Origin of the sequence: Aurantimonas sp. HBX-1, assembly GCF_021391535.1 — a bacterium.
Classification (GTDB): Bacteria; Pseudomonadota; Alphaproteobacteria; order Rhizobiales; family Rhizobiaceae; genus Aurantimonas.
Genome location: NZ_CP090066.1, coordinates 2,232,155 through 2,257,308 on the forward strand (window position 1 = coordinate 2,232,155; position 25,154 = coordinate 2,257,308).

At 68.7% G+C, this 25,154-nt stretch carries 25 protein-coding genes and 1 tRNA gene; 8 read left to right on the forward strand and 18 right to left on the reverse strand.

Annotation, left to right across the window (positions count from 1 at the left end):
- Nucleotides 1-11: 11 nt before the first annotated feature.
- Nucleotides 12-1,436 carry a mannose-1-phosphate guanylyltransferase/mannose-6-phosphate isomerase gene (locus LXB15_RS10615; protein WP_233948435.1) on the forward strand — a complete coding sequence of 475 codons (1,425 nt, stop codon included), beginning with the start codon at nt 12-14 and terminating at the stop codon, nt 1,434-1,436.
- Nucleotides 1,437-1,579: 143 nt separating this feature from the next.
- Here the strand turns inward: LXB15_RS10615 and LXB15_RS10620 are convergent.
- Nucleotides 1,580-1,656 (reverse strand) — tRNA-Pro (locus LXB15_RS10620).
- A 209-nt stretch (nt 1,657-1,865) separates the two neighbouring features.
- Between LXB15_RS10620 and LXB15_RS10625 the strand changes: the two genes are divergently transcribed.
- Nucleotides 1,866-3,287 (forward strand): phosphomannomutase, encoded by a 1,422-nt coding sequence (locus tag LXB15_RS10625; RefSeq protein ID WP_233948436.1) that lies wholly within the window; start codon nt 1,866-1,868, stop codon nt 3,285-3,287.
- Nucleotides 3,288-3,408: 121 nt separating this feature from the next.
- On the forward strand, nt 3,409-4,461 hold the full coding sequence (gene galE / locus LXB15_RS10630) for a UDP-glucose 4-epimerase GalE (RefSeq protein WP_233948437.1): 1,053 nt from the start codon (nt 3,409-3,411) through the stop codon (nt 4,459-4,461).
- Nucleotides 4,462-4,469: 8 nt separating this feature from the next.
- Here galE and LXB15_RS10635 read toward each other — a convergent pair whose 3' ends face one another.
- The 6 genes from LXB15_RS10635 to LXB15_RS10660 form a co-directional block, all read right to left on the reverse strand.
- Nucleotides 4,470-5,042, reverse strand: a complete 573-nt coding sequence (locus LXB15_RS10635) for a MerR family transcriptional regulator (RefSeq protein WP_233948438.1) — start codon at nt 5,040-5,042, stop codon at nt 4,470-4,472.
- Between the two features lie 26 nt (nt 5,043-5,068).
- A complete protein-coding gene (locus LXB15_RS10640; protein WP_233948439.1) occupies nt 5,069-5,407 on the reverse strand; it encodes an integration host factor subunit alpha in 339 nt (112 codons plus the stop codon).
- Nucleotides 5,408-5,514: 107 nt separating this feature from the next.
- A complete protein-coding gene (locus LXB15_RS10645; RefSeq protein ID WP_233948440.1) occupies nt 5,515-6,495 on the reverse strand; it encodes a beta-ketoacyl-ACP synthase III in 981 nt (326 codons plus the stop codon).
- Nucleotides 6,492-7,559 (reverse strand): phosphate acyltransferase PlsX, encoded by a 1,068-nt coding sequence (gene plsX, locus LXB15_RS10650; protein ID WP_255696584.1) that lies wholly within the window; start codon nt 7,557-7,559, stop codon nt 6,492-6,494. The genes LXB15_RS10645 and plsX overlap by 4 nt, the downstream gene beginning before the upstream one ends.
- 85 nt (nt 7,560-7,644) lie before the next feature.
- Entirely contained in the window at nt 7,645-8,223 is a 579-nt protein-coding gene (locus LXB15_RS10655; protein ID WP_233948441.1) for a DUF177 domain-containing protein, read from the reverse strand.
- Nucleotides 8,220-8,750, reverse strand: a complete 531-nt coding sequence (locus tag LXB15_RS10660) for a ubiquinol-cytochrome C chaperone family protein (protein WP_233948442.1) — start codon at nt 8,748-8,750, stop codon at nt 8,220-8,222. The genes LXB15_RS10655 and LXB15_RS10660 overlap by 4 nt, the downstream gene beginning before the upstream one ends.
- A gap of 187 nt (nt 8,751-8,937) precedes the next feature.
- Between LXB15_RS10660 and LXB15_RS10665 the strand changes: the two genes are divergently transcribed.
- Entirely contained in the window at nt 8,938-9,420 is a 483-nt protein-coding gene (locus LXB15_RS10665) for an outer membrane protein assembly factor BamE (protein ID WP_233948443.1), read from the forward strand.
- 73 nt (nt 9,421-9,493) lie between these two features.
- Here LXB15_RS10665 and LXB15_RS10670 read toward each other — a convergent pair whose 3' ends face one another.
- The 11 genes from LXB15_RS10670 to LXB15_RS10720 form a co-directional block, all read right to left on the reverse strand.
- The gene (locus LXB15_RS10670) at nt 9,494-11,644 is read right to left on the reverse strand and encodes a sodium-translocating pyrophosphatase (protein WP_233948444.1); all 2,151 of its coding nucleotides are present in this window, start codon (nt 11,642-11,644) and stop codon (nt 9,494-9,496) included.
- 146 nt (nt 11,645-11,790) lie between these two features.
- Nucleotides 11,791-13,014 (reverse strand): MFS transporter, encoded by a 1,224-nt coding sequence (locus LXB15_RS10675; protein ID WP_233948445.1) that lies wholly within the window; start codon nt 13,012-13,014, stop codon nt 11,791-11,793.
- Entirely contained in the window at nt 13,014-13,505 is a 492-nt protein-coding gene (gene nusB / locus LXB15_RS10680; RefSeq protein ID WP_233948446.1) for a transcription antitermination factor NusB, read from the reverse strand. Before nusB ends, LXB15_RS10675 begins: the two co-directional genes overlap by 1 nt.
- A 5-nt stretch (nt 13,506-13,510) precedes the next feature.
- Nucleotides 13,511-13,960 (reverse strand): 6,7-dimethyl-8-ribityllumazine synthase, encoded by a 450-nt coding sequence (gene ribH / locus LXB15_RS10685; protein ID WP_233948447.1) that lies wholly within the window; start codon nt 13,958-13,960, stop codon nt 13,511-13,513.
- 137 nt (nt 13,961-14,097) lie between these two features.
- The gene (locus LXB15_RS10690; protein ID WP_233948448.1) at nt 14,098-14,715 is read right to left on the reverse strand and encodes a riboflavin synthase; all 618 of its coding nucleotides are present in this window, start codon (nt 14,713-14,715) and stop codon (nt 14,098-14,100) included.
- Nucleotides 14,715-15,857 carry a bifunctional diaminohydroxyphosphoribosylaminopyrimidine deaminase/5-amino-6-(5-phosphoribosylamino)uracil reductase RibD gene (ribD, locus tag LXB15_RS10695; protein ID WP_233948449.1) on the reverse strand — a complete coding sequence of 381 codons (1,143 nt, stop codon included), beginning with the start codon at nt 15,855-15,857 and terminating at the stop codon, nt 14,715-14,717. The genes LXB15_RS10690 and ribD overlap by 1 nt, the downstream gene beginning before the upstream one ends.
- A complete protein-coding gene (gene nrdR, locus LXB15_RS10700; protein WP_163043683.1) occupies nt 15,854-16,336 on the reverse strand; it encodes a transcriptional regulator NrdR in 483 nt (160 codons plus the stop codon). The genes ribD and nrdR overlap by 4 nt, the downstream gene beginning before the upstream one ends.
- 54 nt (nt 16,337-16,390) lie before the next feature.
- Entirely contained in the window at nt 16,391-17,707 is a 1,317-nt protein-coding gene (glyA, locus tag LXB15_RS10705; protein WP_233948450.1) for a serine hydroxymethyltransferase, read from the reverse strand.
- Nucleotides 17,708-17,886: 179 nt separating this feature from the next.
- A complete protein-coding gene (locus tag LXB15_RS10710; protein WP_233948451.1) occupies nt 17,887-19,230 on the reverse strand; it encodes a murein L,D-transpeptidase in 1,344 nt (447 codons plus the stop codon).
- 261 nt (nt 19,231-19,491) lie between these two features.
- The gene (ldtR, locus tag LXB15_RS10715; RefSeq protein WP_233948452.1) at nt 19,492-20,001 is read right to left on the reverse strand and encodes a transcriptional regulator LdtR; all 510 of its coding nucleotides are present in this window, start codon (nt 19,999-20,001) and stop codon (nt 19,492-19,494) included.
- A 159-nt stretch (nt 20,002-20,160) separates the two neighbouring features.
- Nucleotides 20,161-20,586, reverse strand: coding sequence for a DUF6163 family protein (locus LXB15_RS10720; protein ID WP_233948453.1), 426 nt, complete (start codon nt 20,584-20,586; stop codon nt 20,161-20,163).
- 241 nt (nt 20,587-20,827) lie between these two features.
- On the opposite strand from LXB15_RS10720, the gene hemB reads away from it, so the two are divergent.
- The 4 genes from hemB (at nt 20,828) to LXB15_RS10740 (ending at nt 25,135) form a co-directional block, all read left to right on the forward strand.
- Nucleotides 20,828-21,862 (forward strand): porphobilinogen synthase, encoded by a 1,035-nt coding sequence (hemB, locus tag LXB15_RS10725; protein WP_370640087.1) that lies wholly within the window; start codon nt 20,828-20,830, stop codon nt 21,860-21,862.
- Between the two features lie 84 nt (nt 21,863-21,946).
- Nucleotides 21,947-22,423, forward strand: a complete 477-nt coding sequence (locus LXB15_RS10730; RefSeq protein ID WP_233948454.1) for an RDD family protein — start codon at nt 21,947-21,949, stop codon at nt 22,421-22,423.
- Nucleotides 22,424-22,542: 119 nt separating this feature from the next.
- The gene (locus LXB15_RS10735) at nt 22,543-24,369 is read left to right on the forward strand and encodes an SLC13 family permease (RefSeq protein WP_233948455.1); all 1,827 of its coding nucleotides are present in this window, start codon (nt 22,543-22,545) and stop codon (nt 24,367-24,369) included.
- Between the two features lie 16 nt (nt 24,370-24,385).
- Nucleotides 24,386-25,135, forward strand: a complete 750-nt coding sequence (locus tag LXB15_RS10740) for an arginyltransferase (RefSeq protein WP_233948456.1) — start codon at nt 24,386-24,388, stop codon at nt 25,133-25,135.
- The last annotated feature ends 19 nt before the right edge of the window (nt 25,136-25,154 follow it).

Genomic DNA, 25,154 nt, shown 5'->3' on the forward strand with positions numbered 1-25,154 from the left:
TCGAGGTTTCCATGCCGGCATCATCGCCCCTCATCATTCCGATCATCATGGCCGGCGGCGCCGGAACGCGCCTCTGGCCGGTATCGCGCGACTCGATGCCGAAGCAGTTCATCCCGCTTCTCGACAGCGGCATGTCGACGTTCCAGGCGACGCTGGAGCGGCTGAGCGGACCCGGCTTCGACCGGCCGATCGTCATCACCAACAACGACTTCCGTTTCATCGTCGCGGAGCAGATGGCCCTGCTCCGCATCGACGGCGAGATCGTGCTCGAGCCCGAGCGCCGCGACTCCGCGGCGGCGGTCGCGGTCGGCACGGTGCTGGCGGAGATGCGCTCGCCGGACAGCGTCTGCGTCGTCGTCGCCGCCGACCATGCGATCGGCGACACCGCGGCCTTCGCCGAGGACTGCCGGATCGCCGCGGCCATCGCCGCGTCAGGCCCGATCATGACCATCGGCATCGTGCCGGACCATCCCTCCACCGCCTACGGCTACATCGAGCAGGCGGCGGAAGCCCTGGGCGAGCGCGCCCACCGGCTCGCCCGCTTCGTCGAGAAGCCGGAAGCCGCCGTCGCCGAGCGCTACGTCGCCGAAGGCTATCTGTGGAACAGCGGCAACTTCATCTTCTCGGTCCCGACGATGCTGGCCGAGATGGAGCGCTTCTGTCCCGACGTGCTGGAGGCGGCACGGGCGGCCGTCGAACACGCCGCGCGGGATCTCGACTTCCTGCGCCTCGACGCCAAGGCGTTTGCCGCCTCGCCGAAGATCTCGATCGACTACGCCGTGATGGAGAAGACCGACCGCGCCGGCGTCCTCGCCGCCAGCTTCGACTGGTCCGACATCGGCAGTTGGGACGCCATCCACGCCCTCAAGGAGAAGGATGGCGACGGCAACCGGCTGGAGGGACAGGTCAGCGTACTGGCGACCACCAACAGCTTCGTGCGCAGCGAGGACATGCTGGCAACCGTGGTCGGGCTCGACGACGTCATCGTCGTCGCGACGCATGACGCGGTCCTCGTCGCCGCGAAGAAGGAAGCCGGCCGGGTCAAGGACCTCGTCGCGCAGCTGCGCCAGCAGGGCCGACGCGAAGCGGGGGAGCATCTGCGGATCTACCGGCCGTGGGGCTGGTACCAGCGCATTGACCTCGGCGACCGGTTCCAGGTGAAGCACATCTGCGTCAAGCCGGGCGGGCTGCTGAGCTTGCAGCGCCACCACCACCGCGCCGAGCACTGGGTGGTCGTCCACGGCACCGCGGAGGTGACGATCGACGACACGGTGAAGCACTATCACGAGAACGAAGCCGCCTACCTGCCGATCGGCTGCATCCACCGCCTGCACAATCCCGGCAAGATCGACCTGAAGCTGATCGAGGTGCAGGTCGGCAGCTACACGGGCGAGGACGACATCGTGCGGATCGAGGACGTCTACCTGCGCAACTAAGAGGCGCCTGACGCCGCCAAAGCCGGCTCCGCGGGCAAACCTCCGCGGGCCGGTCCCACGGCCGGCCTACGGGCGGCGAGCAAGCGGACTGCCCGGCGGCAGATCGGGCCCATCGGCGGCAATGTCAGCGAAATTTTGAAGATTGGTCGGAGCGAGAGGATTCGAACCTCCGACCCCTTGGACCCCATCCAAGTGCGCTACCAGGCTGCGCTACGCTCCGACTGCCAGAAGCCCTAGAGAAAACGGGGATCGGACGCAAGAGCCTTCCGACGGTGTGAGGACATCTGCCCGCCCGCGGCATTTTCCGCTTCCGGGCAGGCGGCATACCCGGTAACGGAACGTCCGTGCGAGTGACCGGCCGCAGGGCGGGGGATGCGGCTGTGGCGGCTTCTCCGGTCCGGCACGACGGCCCTTTCGGGAGACGATGCGATGGAAGCGTTGAAATTCGGGACCAGCGGATTGCGCGGGCTGGTGACCGATCTCCTCGGCGGGCCGAGCTTTGACTATGCGCTGGCGTTTCTGCGCCACGTCGCGGCGTCCGATGCCCAAGGCGCCAGGCGCATCGTCTATCTCGGCCGGGACCTTCGGGGCAGCAGCCCGGAGATCCTCGCCGACTGCGCCGCGGCGGCGGCGGCGGCGGGATTCGAGGCCGTCGACTGCGGCCCGCTCCCGACCCCGGCCCTGGCGTTCCGCTCGCTGCGGGAAGGCTGCCCGGCGATCATGGTCACCGGCAGCCACATCCCCGACGACCGCAACGGCCTGAAGTTCTATGGCCGCGACGGCGAGATCACCAAGGCGGACGAGGCCGGCATCCTTGCCGCCTTCGCCGCGCCCGGCGACGCGGGGCGGGATGACCGGGCGGCGGCGCCCGCCCCGGACGAGACAGCGCTCGACGAATACGAGCAGCGCTACCTCGACTGTTTCCTGCCGAACGCGCTGGCGGGGATGCGGGTCGGCGTCTACCAGCACAGTTCGGTCGCCCGCGACCTGCTGATGCGGCTCCTCAAGCGGCTGGGCGCGCAGCCGACCGAACTCGCCCGCTCGGACCGTTTCATCCCGGTCGATACCGAGGCGCACCGGCCCGAAGACGTCGAGAGCATCGCCCGCTGGGCGAGCGAGGACGGCTTCGACGCCATCGTCTCCACCGACGGCGACGCCGACCGGCCGCTGATCGCCGACGAGCGCGGCGTCCTCATCCGCGGCGATCTGATCGGACTCCTGACGGCCCGGCACCTCGGGCTCACGACGATCGTGACGCCGGTCACCTCCAGCGCGTCGATCGAGCAGACCGGCATCGCCGAGCGCGTCGTGCGCACCCGCGTCGGCTCGCCCTTCGTCATCGCCGGCATGGCAGCGGCCGCCGCGGACGGTGCCGAACGGATCGCCGGCTTCGAGGCGAATGGCGGTTTCCTGCTCTATTCCGACGTGGTGCTCGAGGGCGCGACGCTGGCGGCACTGCCGACCCGCGATGCCGTCCTGCCGATCATCGCGGTGCTCGCCGAGGCGCAGGCGCGCGGCAGGCAGCTGAGCGAACTGGTCGGCGAACTGCAGGCGGGGCACGCAGCAGCCCACAGGCTGGCGAACGTCCCGGCCGAGCGCAGCGGCGCCTTCCTCAAGCGCCTGTCCACGGATGAGGCGTTTCGCCGGGACTTCTTCGAACCGGTCGGCACGGTAGACGCCGTCGACACGATCGACGGCGTCCGCACGCTGCTCGCCGACGGGAGCTCGATCCATTTCCGCGCCTCGGGCAACGCGCCTGAACTGCGCTGTTATGTCGAGGCGGGCACCGAGGCCGACGCCGCGCGGCTGCTGGCCTGGGGCCTGTCACGCGCCAAGGCCGAGGTCGAATAGCAGCGCCGGGAACGGGAAGGCGGCGCCGCAAGCGCCGCGGGGCGGTTTCGCGCCCGCGAATGTCCGGCGCTATTATGGCGGGTCACTGGCTCGTCCCGCAGCAGCGGCACAAGGAGCACGAATGGCGGTCATGGTTACCGGCGGCGCCGGCTATATCGGCAGCCACATGGCATGGAGGCTGGTCGAGGCGGGCGAGCAGGTGGTCGTCGTCGACCGGCTGAGCGCCGGCTTCGACTGGGCGGTGCCGGCCGCCGCCGAACTGATCGTCGCCGACATCGCCGACCAGGACCAGGTCGAGGCGGCGATGCGCCGGCATGGCGTCGATGCGGTCATCCATTTCGCCGGCTCGGTCATCGTGCCCGAATCGGTCGCGGACCCCCTCGCCTACTACCGCAACAACACCGTCGCATCCCGCAGCCTCATCGAGAGCGCCGTGCGGTCCGGCGTTTCGAACTTCATCTTCTCCTCGACCGCCGCAGTATACGGCAGCCCGGCGGCCATCCCGGTGCGCGAGGATGCGCCGCTCCTGCCGGAATCGCCCTACGGCACGTCCAAGCTGATGACCGAGCTGATGCTGCGCGACGCGGCGGCGGCGCACGACCTCCGTTATGCAGCGCTGCGCTACTTCAACGTCGCCGGTGCCGACCCAGAGGGGCGCAGCGGCCAGTCCACCGAGAGCCCGACGCACCTGATCAAGATCGCGGCGGAAGCGGCGACCGGCAAGCGTCCAGGTCTGTCGGTGTTCGGCACGGATTATCCGACCCCGGACGGCACCTGCATCCGCGACTACATCCATGTCAGCGATCTGGTCGACGCGCATTATCTCGCGCTGCAGCGGCTACGGGCCGGCGGTGGCAATCTCGTCGCCAATTGCGGCTACGGCCGTGGCCACTCGGTACTCGAGGTGATCGACGCGGTGAAGCGCGTTGCCGGGCGGGACTTCCCGGTGGAGTTCCAGGATCGCCGGGCCGGCGACGCGGTGGCGATCGTCGCCGATGCCGGCCTCGCCCGCCGCGAACTCGGCTGGTCGCCGCGCTACGACGACCTGGAGACGATCGTCGGCCATGCACTGCGCTGGGAAGAGATCCTGCGTAGCCGGAACACCGCGGCGCCGATGCGGCGCGACGTCGTGGCCGGCGCTCCGCCGCGGCCGTCCGCCAAGGCGCCGACCTGATCCGGCGCCTACCGGACCTGGTCGAGCAGGCGCTTGCACTCCAGCAGCTGGATGACCACCTCGTCGAGCGCCTTGGCGGCTTCGCGGGTCAGGGCCTGCCCCGCCTCCTGGGCAGGCGGCTCGCGCCGCAACAGCCCGGCGAAGGGCTTCGACGGCTTGCGCTCTGGCTCGACGGCCGGCTCCGCCGCCCGCCGCGGCTCAGCGGCGATGATGTCGATGTCGTCGAGATGCACTTCGCCCGCCGCGACGTCCGCCGGCGCGCTCGCCGCGCTGCGTCCCGCCTGGATCTGCTCGATGGCCCCGGTGTCGCCGGAGCCGATGGCCACGACGAAGCGATGGCCGTTTTCCTTCAGGATCCGCTGCACGCCCTTGATGGTGAAGCCCTTGACGTAGAGGAGGTAGCGGATCCCCCGCAGCAACTCGACGTCGTCGGGCCGATAGTAGCGGCGGCCGCCGCCGCGCTTCATCGGCTTGATCTGCGGAAAGCGGGTCTCCCAGAACCGCAGCACGTGCTGCGGCAGGTCGAGATCATCCGCGACCTCGCTGATCGTGCGGAAGGCGTCGACGCTCTTGTCGGTCATCGGCGGTCCGTCCGGCGCTGCACCGTCTATTCCGCGGCCTTCATGACTTCGACCGCGCCGCGCCGTTCGCCGTGGGCCTCGAGGATGCGGTCCTTCAGCACGTTGGACGGCTTGAACACGGCGACGCGTCGGGGGGAGATCGGCACTTCCTCGCCGGTCTTCGGATTGCGGCCGACGCGCTCGTTCTTGTCGCGGACGAGGAAGGATCCGAACGAGGATATCTTCACCGATTCGCCCGCGGCGATGGTCGAGCACATCTCTTCCAGCACCATTTCGACCAGTTGAGCGGATTCGGTTCGGGACAGGCCGATTCTGCGAAATACAGCCTCGGCAAGATCTGCCCTGGTGAGAGTTCTATCTCCCATTCGTCTCCCCCTGATGGCCCGGCGGTCCCCGGTGCTCAGACTTCTGCTCTTGTCGCGTAAGTCCCGAGATATTCTAACGAAACGACAGTCGAATCAAGGTCCGATATTTACCAGCGGATGAGGACAGCACCCCAGGTGAAGCCACCGCCCATGGCTTCCAGCAGGACGAGGTCGCCGGTCTTGATGCGGCCGTCGCGCACCGCGACGTCGAGCGCCAGCGGGATCGACGCGGCCGAGGTGTTGCCGTGGCCCTCGACCGTGACGATCACCTTCTCGGGGGCGATGCCGAGCTTCCTGGCGGAAGCGTCGATGATCCGCCGGTTGGCCTGGTGGGGCACGAACCAGTCGATGTCGTCCGGCCCGATTCCCGCCGCCTCGAAGGACTGCTCGATGACGTCGGTGATCATCCCAACGGCGTGCTTGAAGACCTCGCGCCCCTCCATCCGCAGCTTGCCGACGGTGCCGGTGGTGGAGGGCCCGCCGTCGACGTAGAGCTTGGACTGGTGGGCGCCGTCCGAGCGCAGCCGCGAGACGAGGACGCCGCGCGGCTCGTCCGTGCCGTCGGTCTCGACGGCCTCCAGCACGACGGCGCCCGCGCCGTCGCCGAACAGCACGCAGGTCGAGCGGTCCTGCCAGTCGAGGATGCGCGAGAAGGTCTCCGATCCCACCACCAGCGCACGCCGGGCCATGCCGCTCTTGAGGTAGAGATCCGCCGTGGTCAGGCCGTAGACAAAGCCGCTGCACACCGCCTGGATGTCGAAGGCGAAGCCGTGGTCGATGCCGAGCTGCGCCTGCAGCTGCACGGCGGAGGCCGGGAAGGTGTTGTTGGGCGTGGCGGTCGCCAGCACGATGAGGTCGATGTCGGCCGGGACGAGGCCCGCCGCGTCGAGCGCCCGCCGCGAGGCGGTCTCGGCCAGCGAAACGGTGGTCTCCCCCTCCCCGGCGATGTGCCGCGAGGCGATCCCGGTACGCTGGCGGATCCACTCGTCGGAGGTCTCGACGATCCCCTCGAAATCCTGGTTCCACATGATCCGTTCGGGCAGGCAGGATCCGGTCCCGCGCACCACGGACATCAGTCGTGACGTCATTGCATGCTTTCCGAGAGGTCTGTCGTTTCGCCCGACAGGCGATGGAACCTGTCGAGGTCGGCCTCGATCTTTTCGCGCAGCCCGTGCCGCGCCATGGCGTGTGCGAGGTCGATGGCGGCGGCGATGCCCTCCGGGCTGGCGCCGCCGTGGCTCTTGATGACGATGCCGTTGAGGCCGAGGAACACCCCGCCATTGACCTTGCTGGGATCCATCTTGTCCCGCAGCCGGTCGAACGCGCTCTTGGCCAGCAGATAGCCGGCGCGCGCCAGCAGCGTCCGCGACATCGCCGCCCTCAGATAGGCGGCGATCTGGCGGGCCGTGCCCTCGGCGGTCTTCAGCGCGATATTGCCGGTGAAGCCCTCGGTCACCACGACGTCGACGATACCCTGGCCGAGATCGTCGCCTTCGACGAAGCCGTGATAGTGGATGCCCGGGATCGGCATCTCCTTGAGCAGCCGGCCGGCCTCGCGGATCTCGTCCTGGCCCTTGACCTCCTCGACGCCGATGTTCAGCAGCCCGACCGTCGGGCGCTCGAGGCCGAACAGCGCCCTCGCCATCGCCCCGCCCATCATCGAGAAGTCGATCAGCTGCTGCGCGTCGGCGCCGATCGTCGCGCCGACGTCGAGGACGATGCTCTCGCCCTTCAGCGTCGGCCAGATCGCCGCGATCGCCGGGCGCTCGATATTGGCCATGGTGCGCAGGCAGAACTTCGCCATCGCCATCAGCGCGCCGGTGTTGCCGGCGGAGACCGCGACGTCGGCCTCGCCCGTCTTCACCGCGTCGATGGCGCGCCACATCGACGATTTGTAACGGCCCTGACGCAGCGCCTGCGAGGGCTTGTCGTCCATGCGGATCGAGATCTCGCAGTGGTGGAAGACGGAGGCTGCCGCTAGTTCGGGATGCGCGTCGAGGACCGGCTGGACCGCGGCGCTCTCGCCGAACAGGACGAATCGGGTGTCGGGGTGCCGGCTGAGCGCGATCGCAGCGCCGGCCAGAACCACCGCCGGCCCGTGATCGCCGCCCATCGCGTCGATCGAAATCGTGATGCCGGTGCTTGGAGTCAACAGATTCTCGCTTTCCCGCGCTGCAGGACCGCGGCGCGGCGCGAAGATATCCGTTTACGCGAGAACGGCAACCGCCGATCGCCGGTCATTTCCCGCCCTTTCCGTCCGGGGGGACGAGAGCCGAGAGCGCGCCGAAGGCGGATCGCCGCCCGGCATCCGGATCGGGATCGGTGTCCACCGCGCCGAAGCTTTCGCCCGGGGCGCGCGGATAGGGATCCAGCGCCAGCACCAGCGCCTCGACGATGTAGGGGCCGAGATCGATGCGATCGCCCTGGAAGACTTCCGGCGGATCGTCGCCTTCCGGATCGATGTGCAGCTCGTGCTCGCTGGGCGCCGCGGTCCGCGCGAGCTTCGAGCCCTCCGGCACGAAGACCGCCTTGAAAGGCTCGTCGACGGCGCGGTCGAGCGGCTCGAGACTGACGACGCTCTCCTGCTGCACTTGAGCGCGGATCGATCCCTCGACCAGGACGCCGTCGCGGCGCCAGGGCGTCGCGCGCAGATCGACCTTCAGCGCGCCCACCGCGGCGATACCGAGTTGCCCGGCAAGCGCCGCCCGCTCGCTGTCGCTTGCCTCGTAGCGGAGCTGCATGCCGTCGCGCGGCAGCTTGATCGCCGAGATCTCGTAGCGAAGCGCCGGGACGTCGTCGTTGTCTGCGCGGTTCATGTCGCTTCCTTCATCTCCAGCCGTCCGGCGAGAATCGCCGCCGCGGGCACCGTCCCGAGGCGGGCGACCGTCTCTCTCATGTAGGCTGCCAGGCGCCGCGACGCACCCTCCGGGGCATCGGTCGCCACCGCGCGGGGGCGAAGCGCGTCGGCGAGGAGGCCCCGGCCCGGTTCGGCATCGAGGGCCGGATCATAGGCCTTGACGCGTTCGTAGAAGATGCCCGCCAGCTTCCGCATCCGCTTCGGGACCGACGGGTCGCCGACGCCGAGTTCGCGGATCGAGCGGTCGATGTCGGCAATGAACCGGTCGACCACGTCCTGCGCGACCGGCCGGAGCGCGGGCTCATCGCGGCAGCGGCGAAGGAAGAGGAAGACGTGGATCGACAGCGCCTCGAACCGGCCCATGACGGTATCGGGAATGCCTGCCTCTTCGTAGAGAACCGGCTGGCGGGCGAGCACGACGAGATCGGCGTAGATCGCGTCGATGATTTCGCGATTCCGGCGGCCGGCTCGCAATCGGTGGAACATGTCGGATGCCTCGTCTCTGTGGCAGGCGGTGCCACAGGCCTGCGTCGATTGCAACGCCGCCGAAGGTGCTTTACCTAGGCTCCGCGCCTGCTTCCGCCGGCAATCGAGGGATCTGCCGCGGGATTTCCGGCAGCGCCTCAGATTCGCCGCCAAGCGGTAGGCAGCTCAGACCGGTGGCCCAGGGAGCATGATAAGCGTGAATAGTACCGTACGCCTGAAACGACCGCTGCTTGCCTCCGTCACCATCTCGGTCCTGCTCTCCCTCGGCGCCTGCACGACCGCGGAGGTGCTGAACCAGGGCTACATCGTCGACGAGCGCTCGCTCGAGCTGACGCCCGTCGGCTCCAGCCGCGAGCAGGTGCTGCTCGCACTCGGCTCGCCATCGACCACCGCGACCTTCGACAACGAGGTCTTCTACTACATCTCCCAGAAGCGCGTCCGGCCGGTGGCCTTCATGGAGCCGCAGCTGGTCGACCAGCGCGTGCTGGCGGTCTATTTCGACGGCGAGGGCCGCGTCTCGCGCATCGCCAATTACGGACTGCAGAACGGCGTGCTGTTCGACTTCATCTCGCGCACCACCCCGACCGGCGGCCGGGATGCCTCGTTCCTCGGCCAGATCTTCACCGACACGACCAGCGGCGCGCCCGGCCCGCGCGTCCCGTCGCAATAACGCGTCTTTCGGGACGGACAAAAAAGGCCCCGCGAGCATCTCGCGGGGCCTTTTTCATGGGCGGAAATCGCGCTCAGGAATGGGCGAGCACAGCCAGGAGCAGAAGCGCGACGATGTTGGTGATCTTGATGGCCGGGTTCACCGCGGGCCCGGCGGTGTCCTTGTAGGGATCGCCGACCGTGTCGCCGGTTACCGAGGCCTTGTGCGCCTCCGACCCCTTCATGTGCCGGACGCCCGCCGAATCGACGAAGCCGTCCTCGAAGGACTTCTTGGCGTTGTCCCAGGCGCCGCCGCCCGAGGTCATCGAGATGGCGACGAACAGGCCGGTGACGATGACGCCGAGCAGCATCGCGCCGACCGCCGAGAAGGCCTGGCTCTTGTCGGCGATCAGCAGCACGGCGAAGTAGACGACCACCGGGGCCAGCACCGGCAGCAGCGATGGAACGATCATCTCCTTGATCGCCGCCTTGGTGAGCAGGTCCACCGCCCGCGCGTAATTCGGCTTGGAGGTGCCGGCCATGATGCCCGGATCCTCGCGGAACTGCTTGCGCACTTCCTCGACGATGGCGCCCGCGGCCCGGCCGACGGCGGTCATCGCGATGCCACCGAACAGGAACGGGATGAGGCCACCGAGCAGCAGGCCGACCACCACATACGGGTTGCTGAGGGCGAAATCGGGCTGCACGTCGCGGAAATATTCGTAGCCATTGCCGGTCTGGGCCTGGGCGACGAAATACTGCAGGTCATAGTTGTAGGCGGCGAACAGGACGAGTGCGCCGAGGCCCGCCGATCCGATCGCATAGCCTTTGGTCACCGCCTTGGTGGTGTTGCCGACCGCGTCGAGCGCGTCGGTGGAGCGGCGGACGTCGGCGGGCAGGCCCGCCATCTCGGCGATGCCGCCGGCGTTGTCGGTCACCGGTCCGAAGGCGTCGAGGGCGATGATCATGCCGGCAATGCCGAGCATCGCGGTCACCGCGATGGCGGTCCCGTAGAGGCCGGCGAGTTGGAAGGTCGAGATGATGCCGCCGACGATGACGATGGTCGGCAGCGCGGTGGACTCCAGCGAGACGGCCAGGCCCTGGATGACGTTGGTGCCGTGGCCGGTGACCGAGGCCTGGCTGATCGAGCGCACCGGCCGGAAGCCGATGCCGGTGTAGAACTCGGTGATCCAGACGATCAGGCCGGTGACCACGAGGCCGATCACCCCGCAGATGAACAGGTTGAGACCGTTGATCGTCAGGCCCGCCGCGGACTGGCCGATGTCGCCGAAGCCGATCGTCCCCCAGGTCGCGGCCGCGAGGCCGACGATCGACAGCAGCGTCGTCGCCCAGAGGCCCTTGTAGAGGGCGCCCATGATCGAGCCGTTGGAGCCGAGGCGCACGAAGAACGTTCCGGCGATGGAGGTGACGATGCAGGCGCCGCCGATGGCCAGAGGGTAGACCATGGCGCTCTCGATGATGTCCGTGCCGGCGAAGAAGATCGCCCCCAGCACCATCGTCGCGACGATCGTCACCGCATAGGTCTCGAACAGGTCGGCGGCCATGCCGGCGCAGTCGCCGACATTGTCGCCGACATTGTCGGCGATGGTGGCCGGATTGCGCGGGTCGTCCTCGGGAATGCCCGCCTCGACCTTGCCGACGAGGTCGCCGCCGACATCGGCACCCTTGGTGAAGATGCCGCCGCCGAGCCGCGCGAAGATCGAGATCAGCGAGGCGCCGAAGCCGAGCGAGACGAGCGCGTCGATGACCGTGCGGTCGGACGCCGCGAAGCCGAGCTGCACCGTGAGGACGTAGAAATAGACGGTGACGCCGAGCAGCGCGAGGCCGGCCACCAGCATGCCGGTGATGGCGCCGGACTTGAAGGCGATGCCGAGGCCGAGCGCCAGCGAGCGCGACGCGGCCTGGGCGGTGCGCACGTTGGCGCGGACCGAAACGTTCATGCCGATGAAGCCGGCAAGGCCGGAGAGGATCGCGCCGATGGCGAAGCCCGCCGCCGCGTAGAGGGAGAGCAGGAACCACGTGAGCACGAAGACCACCGCACCGACGATGGCGATGGTGGTGTACTGGCGCGCCAGATAGGCCTGCGCGCCCTCGCGGATGGCGGCGGCGATCTCCCGCATCCGGGCGTTGCCCTGGTCGGCCGAGAGTACGGAGCTGGTCGCCCATATCGCGTAGGCGATCGCCAGCAGGCCGCAGATGGCCACGACAATGAGAATTGTTGGCATGCTGTCCCCTCACCTGTGCACCTGGCGCGGAGCGCCGGCGCATCCCCTTTACTGCTTGCTCCGCGGTAGGCTCCCCCCGCCCCCGGACAGCGTGAGGCTATAGGAAGGCCGAATGCCGTCAAGCAGTCAGATAGGTGGCGCGGGATTCAACCCTCGGCGGCAATCCTGCGGCCGCGGATCGCCTGCAGCGCGAGGGCGGCAAGGCATGTGGCGACGACCGGGAAGACGACGAGATTCATGGTTTCCCAGCCGGCCGCGACGTAGATTCGGCCCGACAGCAGCGAGGCGGCGGCAACGCAGCCGAACAGCAGCAGGTCGTGCAGGCCCTGCGTCTTGTTCTTCTCGGACGGGCGGTAGGTCTCGGCGACCATCGCCGTCGCGCCGATGAAGCCGAAGTTCCAGCCGAGCCCCAGGAGGACGAGGCCGAGCCAGAAATTCCAGACCGCCAGGCCGGACAGCGAGACGGCGGCGCTGGCGGCGAGCAGCAGCATGCCGGTGGCGACGATCCGGGCCTTGCCGAAGCGCGCGATCAGCCGCCCGGTGAAGAAGCTCGGGCCGAACATTGCCAGCACGTGCCACTGGATGCCGAGCACGCTGACGTCGCGCGACAGGCCGCAGCCGACCATCGCCAGCGGCGCGCCGGTCATCACGAAGCTCATCGTCGCATAGGTGCCGACGCCGCAGAGGAGCCCGACGAGGAAGCGCGGCTGCCCGGCGATCTGCGCCAGGGGCCGCGGCGGGACCACGTCGGCGACGGAATCCTCACTCGAGGCCGCGGGCACGCGCAGGAAGCTCAGCACTCCGGCCCCGACGAGGCCCAGCGCCGCCAGGGCGAAGAAGGCGCCCGCGAACTCCACCGGGAAGAACAGCCCGTCGGTGAAGCGGACCGCCTGCGGCCCGATCACCGCGGCGAAGATGCCGCCGGCGAGGACGATCCCGATGGCTCGCGGCTGATAGGTGCGCGGTGCCCCGTCGGCCGCGGCGAACCGGTATTGCTGGGTGAACGAGCCGCCGGCACCGACGACGAGCATCGACAGGGCGAACAGCCAGAAGTTCGATTGGAACAGCGCCAGCGCGGCAGAGAGCGCGCCCGCCGACATGACCAGCGACCCGGCGACGAAGCCGTAGCGGCGGCCGATGGCCCGCATCAGGGCGGCGGCGGGAACGGCGCCCAGCGCAACGCCCAGATTGTAGCCGGTGACCGGCAGTGTCGCGAGGGACTTGTCGGCAAGCAGCAGCCAGTAGCCGGCGAGGCCGCCGATGGAGATGGCGACCGGTCCCGCCGATCCGACCACCGCCTGCGCCGTCGCCAGCACCAGCGCGTTGCGCCGCGCCGCGCGTTCCGCACCGGGCAGCGCGGCGGCGCTCATCAGTCGCGTCCCTTGCCCTCGCCGCGCTCGGCCCGGGCGATCCGATCGAGAACCGCGTTGACGAGCTTCGGCTCTTCCTCGTTGTAGAAGGCCTTGGCGACGTCGACATATTCGGAGACGATCACCGCGACCGGCACGTCCTTGCGGGCGGACAACTCGTAGCAGCCGGCCCGCAGGATCGCCCGCAGCGTAGTGTCGAGACGCGACAGCGGCCAGTCGGTCGGCAGCGAGGCGTGGATCAGCGGGTCGATGCTCTTCTGGGCGCGCACGACGCCGGAGACGACATCGCGGAACCAGGCGGCGTCGGCGTCGCGATAGGTCTCGCCGTCGATCTCCTGGCCGAGGCGGAAGCTCTCGTACTCGGCGACGGTCTCCAAGAGGCCGGTGCCGCCGACATCCATCTGGTAGAGCGCCTGCACGGCGGCAAGTCGCGCCGCGCCGCGCTTGTTGGCCTGCTTGACGGGACGCGGTTGCGGTTCGGTGTCGGCCATCGCCATCAGGCTCCCAGCCGGTCGCGCAGCGCGATCATCGCCAAAGCGGTGCGGGCCGCGGCGCCGCCCTTGTCCTTGCGCTTCGGATCGGCGCGCTCGAGCGCCTGCTCCTCGTTCTCGACGGTCAGGATGCCGTTGCCGATCGCGAGGTTCTCCTCGACCGACAGCGCCATCAGCGCGCGGGCGGATTCACCCGCGACGATCTCGAAATGGTAGGTCTCGCCGCGGATGACGCAGCCGAGGACGACATAGCCGTCATACTCGTTCTCGCCCTCGTCGGCGCCGGTCAGCGCGTAGCCGACCGCCGCCGGCGCTTCCAGCGCGCCCGGGACGGTGACGACCTCGTAGGTGGCGCCGGCGTCGTCGAGCGCAGCCTTCGCCCCCTCCAGCAGCAGATTGCCGATGTGGTCGTAGAAGCGTGCCTCGACGATGAGGATGTGCGGCGTTGCGGCCATTATCTATTCCTTCGTGGCGGTCGACGCGGCAACGCCAGCCGGGTGGACCCGCAAGGACGGCCCCGTCGCGGGTCCACCCACCCGCCCGCTCTGGCTGATGCTCGCTTGTCCGAATGGGCCGGCGGCGGTCGGTTCGCTCAAGAAGCGGCCGGGTGCGCGCCGAACAGGCGCTCGGCATAGCGCGCAATCTGGTCGACCTCAAGGTTGACGACGTCGCCGACCTGCCGATCCTTCCAGGTCGTCACGTCCAGCGAATGCCGGATCAGGAGCACGTCGAAGCGGTCGTCCTCGACGGAATTGACGGTGAGCGAGGTGCCGTCCAGGCAGACCGAGCCCTTGCGGGCGATGAAGCGCTTCTCGTCGGGCCCGGCCCGCAGCCGGAAACGCGTGGCGTCCCCCTCCGCCTCCATCGCGACGATCTCGGCGAGTCCGTCGACATGGCCGGACACGAGATGGCCGCCGATCTCGTCGCCGATCTTCAGGGACCGCTCGAGATTGATCGCGGTGCCCTCCTCCCACAGGCCGGCAGTGGTCAGGCGCAGTGCTTCCTCCCAGGCCTCGACCTCGAACCAGCGCCGGTCTTCGTCCGCCTGCGGCAAGGCAGTGACCGTGAGACAGACGCCGGAGCAGGCGATCGAGGCGCCGATATCGATGGAGGCGGTGTCGTAGGCGGTGCCGATGCGGAAGCGGCGGCCCTCGTCCAGCGGCTCGACGCGCTCGATGCGACCGACGTCGGTGATGAGTCCGGTGAACATCAGGCGTCTCTCCGTACATATTCGAACCAGCGATCCGGCCCGAAGCGATAGCTCCGCACCGGGCGGAAGCGGTCGCCGGCGGCGGACGGCACGATCGGCGCGGCGACACCGTCGGGGCCGACCTCGGTGTCGCCCTCGACGAGGATCAGCCGGTCGACGAGATCGCTTTCGAGGAAGCTCGCGCCGGTCTCGGCGCCGCCCTCGACCAGGATGCTGGACATGCCGACCGCGCCGAGATCCTCCAGCATTTCCGGCAGCGCGATGCGGCCGGTGTCGGGATCCGCCTCGCAGGACAGGAAGGCGACGCCGCAGGCGGCAAGCGCCGCGCGGCGGGCCGGGTCGGCATCGGCGAAGGTGGCGATCAGCGTCGGCGTGTCGCCGGCGGTGCGCGCCAGGGCCATGCCCGGCTCGGTGCGCAGCCGCGGGTCGAGCACGATGCGGGTCGGCGAGCGGTCGCCGAGCCCCGGCAGCCGGCAGTCGAGCCGCGGATCGTCCTCCAGCAGCGTGCCCGAGCCGACGAGGATCGCGTCGTGGCGGGCGCGCACCAGATGGGTCTGCGCGTCCGCCACCGGCCCGGTGATCTTGACCTGGCCGCCGCCCTTGATGCCGATCTTGCCGTCGCGCGAAACCGCAAGCTTGAGGGTCACTTCCGGCCGGTTCCTGCGGTGTCGATTCAGGTAGCCGGACATGGTTTCCGCCGCTTCCTCGGCCATCACCCTCGGCGTGACCTGGAGGCCGGCGGCGCGCAGGATCGCATGCCCCTTGCCGTCGACGCGCGGATCGGGATCGGCCGCGGCGGAGACGGCGCGCGCGATACCCGCCGTCACCAGCGCCTCGGCGCAGGGCGGCGTGCGGCCGTGATGTGCGCAGGGCTCGAGCGTGACATAGGCGGTGGCGCCACGCGCCAGTTCGCCGGCTTCTGCCAGCGCCACCGTCTCCGCATGGGGGCGCCCGCCGATCGCGGTGACGCCGCGGCCGACGATGACCGGACCAATCCCGTCGTCGCGGACGATCAGCGTCGCGACCGAGGGATTGGTGGCGGTGCGGCCAGCATTGCGCATGGCAAAGCGGATCGCCGCCGCCATGAAGCGCCGGTCGGTCTCGGTGGCGGCCGGTGCGGCTTCGCCGGTGGCGGCGCTCATGCGGGCTTCGCGGGGTCGGCGGGCAGCTGCGAGCGCGCCAGTTCGCCGATCACCGATTCGAAGTCCTTGGCCTCGCGGAAGTCGCGATAGACCGAGGCGAAGCGGACATAGGCGACGTCGTCGAGGCCCTTCAGTGCCTCCATGACCATCTCGCCGATCGTGTCGGAGGGGATCTCCTGCTCGCCGGACTGCTCGAGCCGGCGCACGATGCCGGAGATCAGGCGCTCGATCCGCTCGGGATCGACCGGGCGCTTGCGCAGCGCCACCTCGACCGACCGGGCTAGCTTGTCGCGGTCGAACGGCACCTTGCGGCCGGCCTTTTTCAGCACCTGCAGCTCGCGCAGCTGGATCCGCTCGAAGGTGGTGAAGCGGCCGTTGCAGTCAGGACAAACGCGGCGGCGCCGGATCGCCCCGCCGTCCTCGGCGGGGCGCGAATCCTTCACCTGGCTGTCCTGCGAGCCGCAATAGGGGCAGCGCATGAATCCTCGCTTACTGGCCTTGTCCCGCCGCGGTGATCGACGCGCGCCGCCGGATCAGAGCGTCGGGTAGATCGGGAAACGGTCGGTCAGGGCGATGACCTTCGCCTTGACCCGCGCCTCGACCTCGGCGTTGCCCTCTTCCGAGTTCGCCGACCGCAGCCCGTCGAGAACCTCGACGATCATCTGGCCGACCTCGCGGAATTCCTGGGCGCCGAAGCCGCGGCTCGTCGCGGCCGGGGTGCCGAGGCGGACGCCGGAGGTGATGGTCGGCTTCTGCGGGTCGTTCGGCACGCCGTTCTTGTTGCACGTGATGTTGGCGCGGCCGAGCGCCGTTTCGGAATGCTTGCCGGTGAGATTCATCGGCCGCAGATCGACCAGCATCAGATGGGTATCGGTGCCGCCGGATACGATATCCAGCCCGCCTTCGCGCAGCGTCTCGGCCAGCACCTTGGCGTTCTCGGCGACGCTCTTGATGTAGGACTTGAAGGCCGGCGTCAGCGCCTCGCCGAAGGCCACCGCCTTGCCGGCGATGACGTGCATCAGCGGCCCGCCCTGCAGGCCCGGGAAGATCGCCGAGTTGATCTTCTTGGCGATCGCCTCGTCGTCGGTCAGCACGATGCCGCCGCGCGGGCCGCGCAGCGTCTTGTGGGTCGTCGAGGTGACGACATGGGCATGCGGGAACGGGCTCGGATGCTGGCCCGCGGCGACGAGGCCGGCGAAATGCGCCATGTCCACCCAGAGATAGGCGCCGACCTTGTCGGCGATTGCGCGGAAGCGGGCGAAATCGATGTGGCGCGAATAGGCCGAGCCGCCCGCGACGATGACCGCCGGCTTGTGCTCGACGGCGAGGCTCTCGACCTGGTCGTAGTCGATCAGCCCGGTCTCGAGGTCGAGCCCGTACTGCACCGCGTTGAACCAGCGGCCGGACATGTTGGGCTTGGCGCCGTGGGTCAGGTGGCCGCCGGCATCGAGGCTCATGCCGAGCAGCGTGTCGCCGGGCTTGGACAGCGCCAGCAGCACCGCCTGGTTGGCCTGGCTGCCGGAATTCGGCTGGACGTTGGCGAAGCCGCAGCCGAACAGCTGCTTGACCCGCTCGATCGCCAGTTCCTCGACGACGTCGACGAACTCGCAGCCGCCGTAGTAGCGCCGGCCGGGATAGCCCTCGGCATATTTGTTGGTCAGCACCGAGCCCTGCGCCTCGAGCACCGCGCGGGAGACGATGTTCTCCGAGGCGATCAGCTCGATCTCGTGCCGCTGGCGCTGGAGTTCCTGGCCGATCGCCCCGAAGATCGCCGGGTCGCGCTCGCCGAGCGAGGCAGTGAAGAAATCGCCGAAATCACTGGCGGCATCGGTGCGGACGGCCTGGCTCATGATCGTTGTCTCCCGTTGCAGTGGCTGGTCTTGGGGGCCCACCTGCCTGTCGCGACGGCCTTAGCACAGCCGCTCCCGGCGCACCAACCGCGTCCCCTGCCGCCCGCTTCAAAAAGCCGCGGCCGGGCACATCGCTGCACCCGGCCGGCAATTGGTCTTTCGCGATGGCGGTCTGGCGATCAGTAGCCGTCGTCGCCCCGCGCATAGGGGTTTTCCTGGCCGGCCGCATAGGCGGTGGTGGTCAGCTCGCTCATCGCCAACTGCTCGGCGCCGTCGAGGTGGTAGATGTCGTCGCGGAACTGCACGACCGTCGGATCGGTCGCCCATGCCGAGACATAGGTGAAGTGCACCGGAACCGGGTTGGTCAGGTCGATGTCCTGGCGGGTGCGGGCGGCGATCACCTGCTCGATCCTCTGGCGATCCCAGCCCGGCTCGTCGCGGGCGATCCAGACGATCAGGTCGCGGACGTTCTGAACGCGGACGCAGCCCGACGATTCAAAGCGCATCAGCTCGGAGAACAGGCTCTGCTGCGGCGTGTCGTGCATGTAGACGGCGTGGGCGTTCGGGAAGTTGATCTTCACCGAGCTCATCGCGTTGTTCTTGCCCGGCTCCTGGCGGAACAGGTAGCGCACGGCGTCGTCGGAGTTCCAGTTGATCGACTCCGGCGGGATCTCCTGGCCGTTGCCGTCGAAGATGTGGATGTCGTTCCGCGCCAGGTAGGTCGGGTCCTTCTGCATCAGCGGAATGATGTCCTTGCGGACGATCGACGCTGGTGCGTGCCAGTAGGGGTTGAGGTTCAGGTTGGTGATCTTGGAATCGAGGATCGGCGTCTGGCGATCGGTCTTGCCGACCACCGCGGTATGGCGCTGGACAACGCGGCCGTTCTCGACGGCCTCGATCGCCGCGGCCGGAATGTTGACCATGACGAAGCGCGGCGCCTGCTCCTTGGCGATCGCTTCCTGCAGGCGACCGAGATTGACCTGCAGCTGGCGCAGGCGCAGATCCGCCGGCACGTTCATCGCCTTGAAGGTGTGGGTGGACGCGACGCCGTCGGCCGGCAGGCCGTGGCGGGCCTGGAAGCGCTTCACGGCGGCATCGACATAGGTGTCGAAGGACGGCGAGGCGCCGGCGCTCTGCGGCAGGTCGCCGGACGCATACAGCCGCTGGCGCAGCGCGGTGACCGTCGGCGAGACGACGCCGAGCCGCAGCGTCTCGCCTTCCGGCACCATCGGCCAGCCACCCATCGAGACGAGCTGGTTGTAGGAATCCACCGCCTGCTGGGTCGCGGCAAAGGTCTGCTGCGAGAAGACCGGCGCATTGGACGCGACTTCCCGGGCGCTGGTGCCGCGCGTGTCGAACTGGTCGTCCCAGTTGCCGCGGCTCGGAGCGCGCAGCAGATCGTTCAACGCGTTCTGGGCGAAGGCCGCGCCGGGCAGCAGCGCGGCACCGGCCGCGGCCGTCGCCAACACGAACTTCCGGCGGCTCAGCCGGTTCGCGTTCGAACCATCGTTGGAAATCGTCATGGTAACCCCTCGTCTTGCCGCTGCCCCTGCAGGGATGCGCCCGCAAGCGAGCCTCCAGCCCGCTCGCGGGCGTAAGAGGCCGCACCCCGTTCCCCGCCTGCGTACAAGAACGGTAAGGCACCGCAATATGGCCAAAGCGTGAAGCGACAGCCTTGATCCATAAGGGTTACCGGCGACCGGCCAGGGCGCGGACGCGGAAAAGCTCCGCCTGCACCATTCAAGGTGCCGCGGAGCCTTCACGCAGACGTGACGGGCGGAGGATCAGAGCCGGTAGAGGATCTGGTCGTTCCAGAAGCGGTCGAGCCGCTGCAGCGACCGGTTCATCTTCTGGAATTCCTGCTCGTCGAGCCCGCCGACCTTGTCGATCGAGCCGATGTGGCGGTCGTAGAGCTCGGCGACGACGGCCGCGACTTCCATGCCGGCTTCGGTCAGCGACACCCGGACGGCGCGGCGATCGACACGCGACTTCTGGTGGTTGATGAAGCCGAGTTCGACCAGCTTCTTCAGATTGTAGGAGACGTTCGAGCCGAGATAGAAGCCGCGGGTGCGCAGCTCGCCGGCGGTCAGCACCGAGTCGCCGATATTGAAGAGCAGCAGCGCCTGGACGGCGTTGATGTCGGTGCGGCCGCCGCGCTCGAACTCGTCCTTGATGACGTCTAGGAGCCGGCGATGCAGACGCTCGACCAGCTGCAGCGTCTCGAGATAAAGCGACTTCAGCTCTGCCTTGGCTTCCGGCTGCGCTTCGTGGTCGTTCTTCGTCTGCGCGTTCATAGTATACTCCGCTGTTGATCTGATGGATGTTCTCTTTCGACCCCATCTTGAAAATCAACCTACGCGGCGCGTCTAAAATTCGACTTAAACCGCAGGCTTAATGCGACCTTACGAGCGGCAGAACAATTGTTTTGCTTAATGAATTCTCGCACGACCGGCCTAGCGGCCGCGCGCCCGGCGTTCCTCGCGCCAGCCGGCGATGCGCAGCACCCCCAGCATCCCCAATCCCCAGACGTGGAAGCCCAGCCAGACGAGGTCGCCGCCGAAGAGCTCGGGGAAGCCGAGATGCATCACCGCCTCGATCAGCGCGATCAGGATCCAGATCACCGCCCCCCAGGCGGCCGTCAGCCACAGCCCGATGCCGGCGACGGGATAGAGCACCGCGAGGGCCGGTGCCGCCATCTTCCACCAGAGCGGCATCAGGTCGAAGCGGTCGTAGGGTCCGTCGGAGACGCCGACCAGCCGGATCCAGTAGCCGATGCCGAGGGTGAACAGGGCGAGCGCCGAGAGCCGGTAGAGCCACACGGTCAGCCGCCGGTTCAAGGTCTCGGACGGGCCGTCCCGCGGGGTAAGCTCGATGGTCAATTGCTACGGCCCTTCTCGCCAGCTGCGTGTCGGTCGGCGGGTGCCGGCCCGGCCGCCCGATCCGCCATGGCGCAAGCGACGCTAGGGCGCGGCCGCGCGCGGCGTCAATCTTGCGGTCGTCGCGGCGAAGGCCTACCCAAGGCGCGACCGGTTACGGATGCCGCCGGGCGCGCGCCGCCGCGCGAACCATTGCCCCAAACGGGCGCCGATAGCCATGCCGAGCGAAGAGACGGACAATCCGATGGACCAGCGAAGCGATGCCCTCCCCCTGATCAGCGAACGCATCGACGCGGTCACCGGCGGTCTGCGGATGCGCCGCCTGCGGCAGGCGGACTGGACGCGCCGCCTGGTGCGCGAGACGAACCTTGCCGTCGACGACCTGATCTGGCCGATCTTCGTGCGGGAGGGCGACGGCGAAGCCGAGCCGGTCCCCTCGATGCCGGGCGTCTTCCGCCTGTCGATCGTCGGATGCGTCGAGGCCGCGCGGCAGGCCCGCGATCTCGGCATCCCGGTCATCGCGCTGTTTCCCTACACCGACCCCCAGAGGCGCGACGAGACCGGCTCGGAGGCGCTCAACGAGGGCAATCTGGTCTGCCGCGCCAGCCGGGCGATCAAGTCGGCCGTGCCGGAAGTCGGCATTCTCTGCGACGTGGCGCTCGACCCCTATACCAGCCACGGCCATGACGGCGTGATGCGGGGCGACCGCATCCTCAACGACGAGAGCGTCGAGATGCTGTCCCGCCAGGCGGTCGTCCAGGCGCGGTCGGGCTGCGACATCATCGGACCCTCCGACATGATGGACGGGCGGGTCGCCTGCATCAGGAGCGCGCTGGATTCGGCGGGGCTGCGCGACACACTGATCATGGCCTATTCGGCGAAATATGCCTCGGCTTTCTACGGCCCGTTCCGCGACGCTGTGGGCTCGGGAGCGATGCTGCGCGGCGACAAGCGCACCTACCAGATGGACTACGGCAACTCGGAAGAAGCGCTGCGCGAGGCGGCGCAGGACATCGCCGAGGGCGCCGACATGATCATGGTGAAGCCCGGCATGCCCTATCTCGACATCGTCGGCCGGCTGGCGCGCGAACTCGGCGTGCCGACCTTCGCCTACCAGACCTCGGGCGAGTATTCGATGATCATGGCCGCCGCCCAGAACGGCTGGCTCGACGGCGAGAAGGCGATGATGGAAAGCCTTGCCGGCTTCAAGCGGGCCGGCGCGGCAGGCATCCTCAGCTATTTCTCGCCGCGCGTCGCAGCGCGCCTCGGCACCCGCTGACCGGCGGGCGTTCCGACGGGTTGCACCGCGGCGGGGCGGCCACCATTTCCTGAGGGTTGCCGCTTCCGACGAGGAACCCCCGAGATGACCTACCAGGCAGAAACCAGCTACGTGACCGCCGCAGCCGCCCGCGACCTCGACCAGCCGCGGCTCTACGCCGGCGTCCGCACCCGCCGGATCCTCGCCTTCCTGTTCGACTACGCCCTGGTGCTGATCCTCTCGATCCCGGCCGCAATCCTCGTGTTCGTGCTCGGCCTGATCTCGCTCGGCCTGGCTTGGGGGCTCTACGCCGTGCTGCTGCCGGTGATCGCCATCGTCTATGTCGGCTTCACCATGGGCAGCGCCGCGCAGGCGACGCCCGGCATGCGCATCGCCGACCTGCGGGTCCGGCGGCTGGACGGCGCCCGGGTCGACCCCGTGCTGGCGGTGCTGCACGGCGTGCTGTTCTGGGCTTCGGTCTCGGTGCTGACGCCGCTGGTGCTGCTCGTCGCGCTGTTCACCGGGCGCAAGCAGCTGCTCCACGATCTGCTGCTCGGGACCGTCATCGTCCGCGATAATTGACGGATAATTGCGGGCGGCGCCCCTAAGGCCGGCGGCCGCGCCGGCCCGCGGCGCAGCCACGGCTTGCAACCCCGGCCCCCGGAACCGATAACGCGTCCTTCGACAACACGCGGCGGTTCATGGATTCCTTCCACCTCTGGGCAACCTACCTGCTGATCATCGGCAGCATCGTCGGCTACGCGCTCGACCGCTGGCCGATCGAGGCGGTGGCCGCCGCTTCGCTTGCCTCCTTCCTGCTGCTGTTCGCCGCGCTCCCGTTCCGGGACGCGGGGGGAATCGAGATCACCAGTGCCGACATGCTGTCGGGCTTTTCCAATCCGGCGCTGATCACGGTCATGGCGCTGCTGATGATCGGTCAGGGGCTTTTCGCCACCGATGCGATGGCGCTGCCGACGCGCTGGCTGGCGCGGCTCGGCGGCTCGGCCGGGACCGGCGCGATCGCCATCGTGCTCCTCGGGGCGATGGTGCTCTCGGCGTTTCTCAACAACACGCCGGTGGTGGTGATCTTCATCCCGATCCTCACCATGCTCGCAACGCAGCGGGGCGTCGCGCCATCGCGCGTGTTCATGCCGCTCTCCTTCCTGTCGATCCTGGGGGGCATAACCACCCTGCTCGGTTCCTCGACGAACCTTTTGGTCGCGGGTGTCGCCGAACGGTCGAACATCACGATCGGCTTCTTCGACATCACGGTGCCGGGCGTGGCCATAGCGGCCGTGGGCGCGTTCTACGTGATCAAGGTCATGCCGAGGATCCTCAAGATCCGCGATGGCGAGGGCGGGCGACTGGTCGACCCCGGCGGCAAGCAGTTTCTCGGCGAACTCGACATCATCGAAGGCCACTCCTTCGACGGCATCACCGCGCGGGCCGGACTGTTCGCCGGCCTCGGCGAGCTGACGCCGCGGATGATCCTGCGCGGCGACGAGACGATCCTGCCGCCCTTCGACGACATCACGCTGACGCCGGGCGACCGGCTGATCGTCACCGCGACGCGGCGCGCCTATTCCAAGGCGCTGTCGAGCGGCAACCTGACGATCAAGGCGCTCGACCCTTCCGGCCATGGCGGCGGCGAGCACACCAACAAGATCGGCCCGGACATGGTGATGGCCGAGGCGGTGGTCGCCCCCGGTTCTCGCTATGCCGGCCGCACGATGCAGTATTCCGGTCTGAGGACGCAGTTCGGCATCACGCTCTTCGGGCTGCAGCGCAAGAGCCGCATGGCCCGTTCGGCGCTGTCCGAGATCCGGCTCGAGCCGGGCGACACGCTGCTCCTGTGCGGCCGCGAGGCGGCCATCGCGAAGCTCCGCGGCAACCACGATCTGCTCCTTCTGGAATATTCGGCACGGCCGATCCCGCAGGGCGCGAAGGCGGCGCTCGCCGGCTCGATCTTCTTCGCCGTGGTGCTGATGTCGGCGGCCGGGGTGCTGCCGATCGTCGTGCTCGCCGTGCTCGGCGCGCTGCTGATGGTGGCGACCGGGTGCCTGACCATCGGCGAGGCAGCGCGCTCCTTCGACCGCTCGATCTTCATGCTGGTCGGCGCTTCGATCGCCGCCGCGACGGCGCTGGAGCGGACCGGCGGCGCCGCGCTGATCGCCGACGGGACGGTGTCGCTGCTCGCGGACATGTCGCCGGCCGTCATCCTGTCGGGCCTGTTCCTGGTCATCGCGATCATGACCAACCTCCTGTCGAACAATGCCACGGCGGTGCTGTTCACCCCGCTCGCCCTCGACATGGCGTTCCGGCTGGGCGTGCCGCCGGAGCCGTTCCTGGCTTGCGTCATCTTCGCCGCCAACGCATCCTTCGCCACACCCATCGGTTACCAGACCAATCTCCTGGTCATGGGGCCGGGGCGCTACCGCTTCGTGGACTTCCTCAAGGCAGGCATTCCGCTGGTGATCCTCGTGTGGTTAACTTTCTCGCTCGTCGCGCCATGGTACTACTCGCTGTGAGGGAGGGCCTGCGTTCATGACCGTGCATCATCCGCAGACGCCGCAGTTCTTCCTCACCTCCCCGTCCGCCTGCCCGTATCTGCCCGGCCAGGCGGAGCGGAAAGTGTTCACCCACCTGGTCGGCGATCGCGCGCCCGGGCTGCTGGACCTGCTCAGCCAGGGCGGTTTCCGCCGCAGTCAGAACATCGCCTATCGCCCCGCCTGCGAGCGCTGCCGCGCCTGCGTGTCGGTGCGGATCCTCGTCGACGAGTTCCGCCCCGGCCGCTCGATGCGCCGGGTGCTCGCCCGCAACGCCGATCTCGTCGGGCGGATGAGCGAGCCGAGCCCGTCGAGCGAGCAGTATTCGCTGTTCCGGCGCTATCTCGACGACCGCCACACGCATGGCGGCATGTCCGAGATGAGCGTGCTCGACTACGCGATGATGGTCGAGGACAGCCAGGTCGACACGCGGCTGATCCAGTATCGACGGCGCGGCCCGGATTCGGCGTTCAGCACCGCCTCGGACGGCGATCTCGTCGCCGTCGCGCTCAGCGACGTCATGGGTGACGGCGTGTCGATGGTCTATTCGTTCTTCGAGCCGACCGAGACCGCCCGCAGCCTCGGCACCTACATGATCCTCGACCATATCGAGCGAACGCGCCGCATGGGCCTGCCCTATCTCTATCTCGGCTACTGGGTGAACGGCTCGCGCAAGATGGACTACAAGATCCGCTTCCAGCCGCAGGAACACCTGATGGCCAAGGGCTGGGAACGCTACGAGGGCTGACGGCCGCACGGATCCGCCA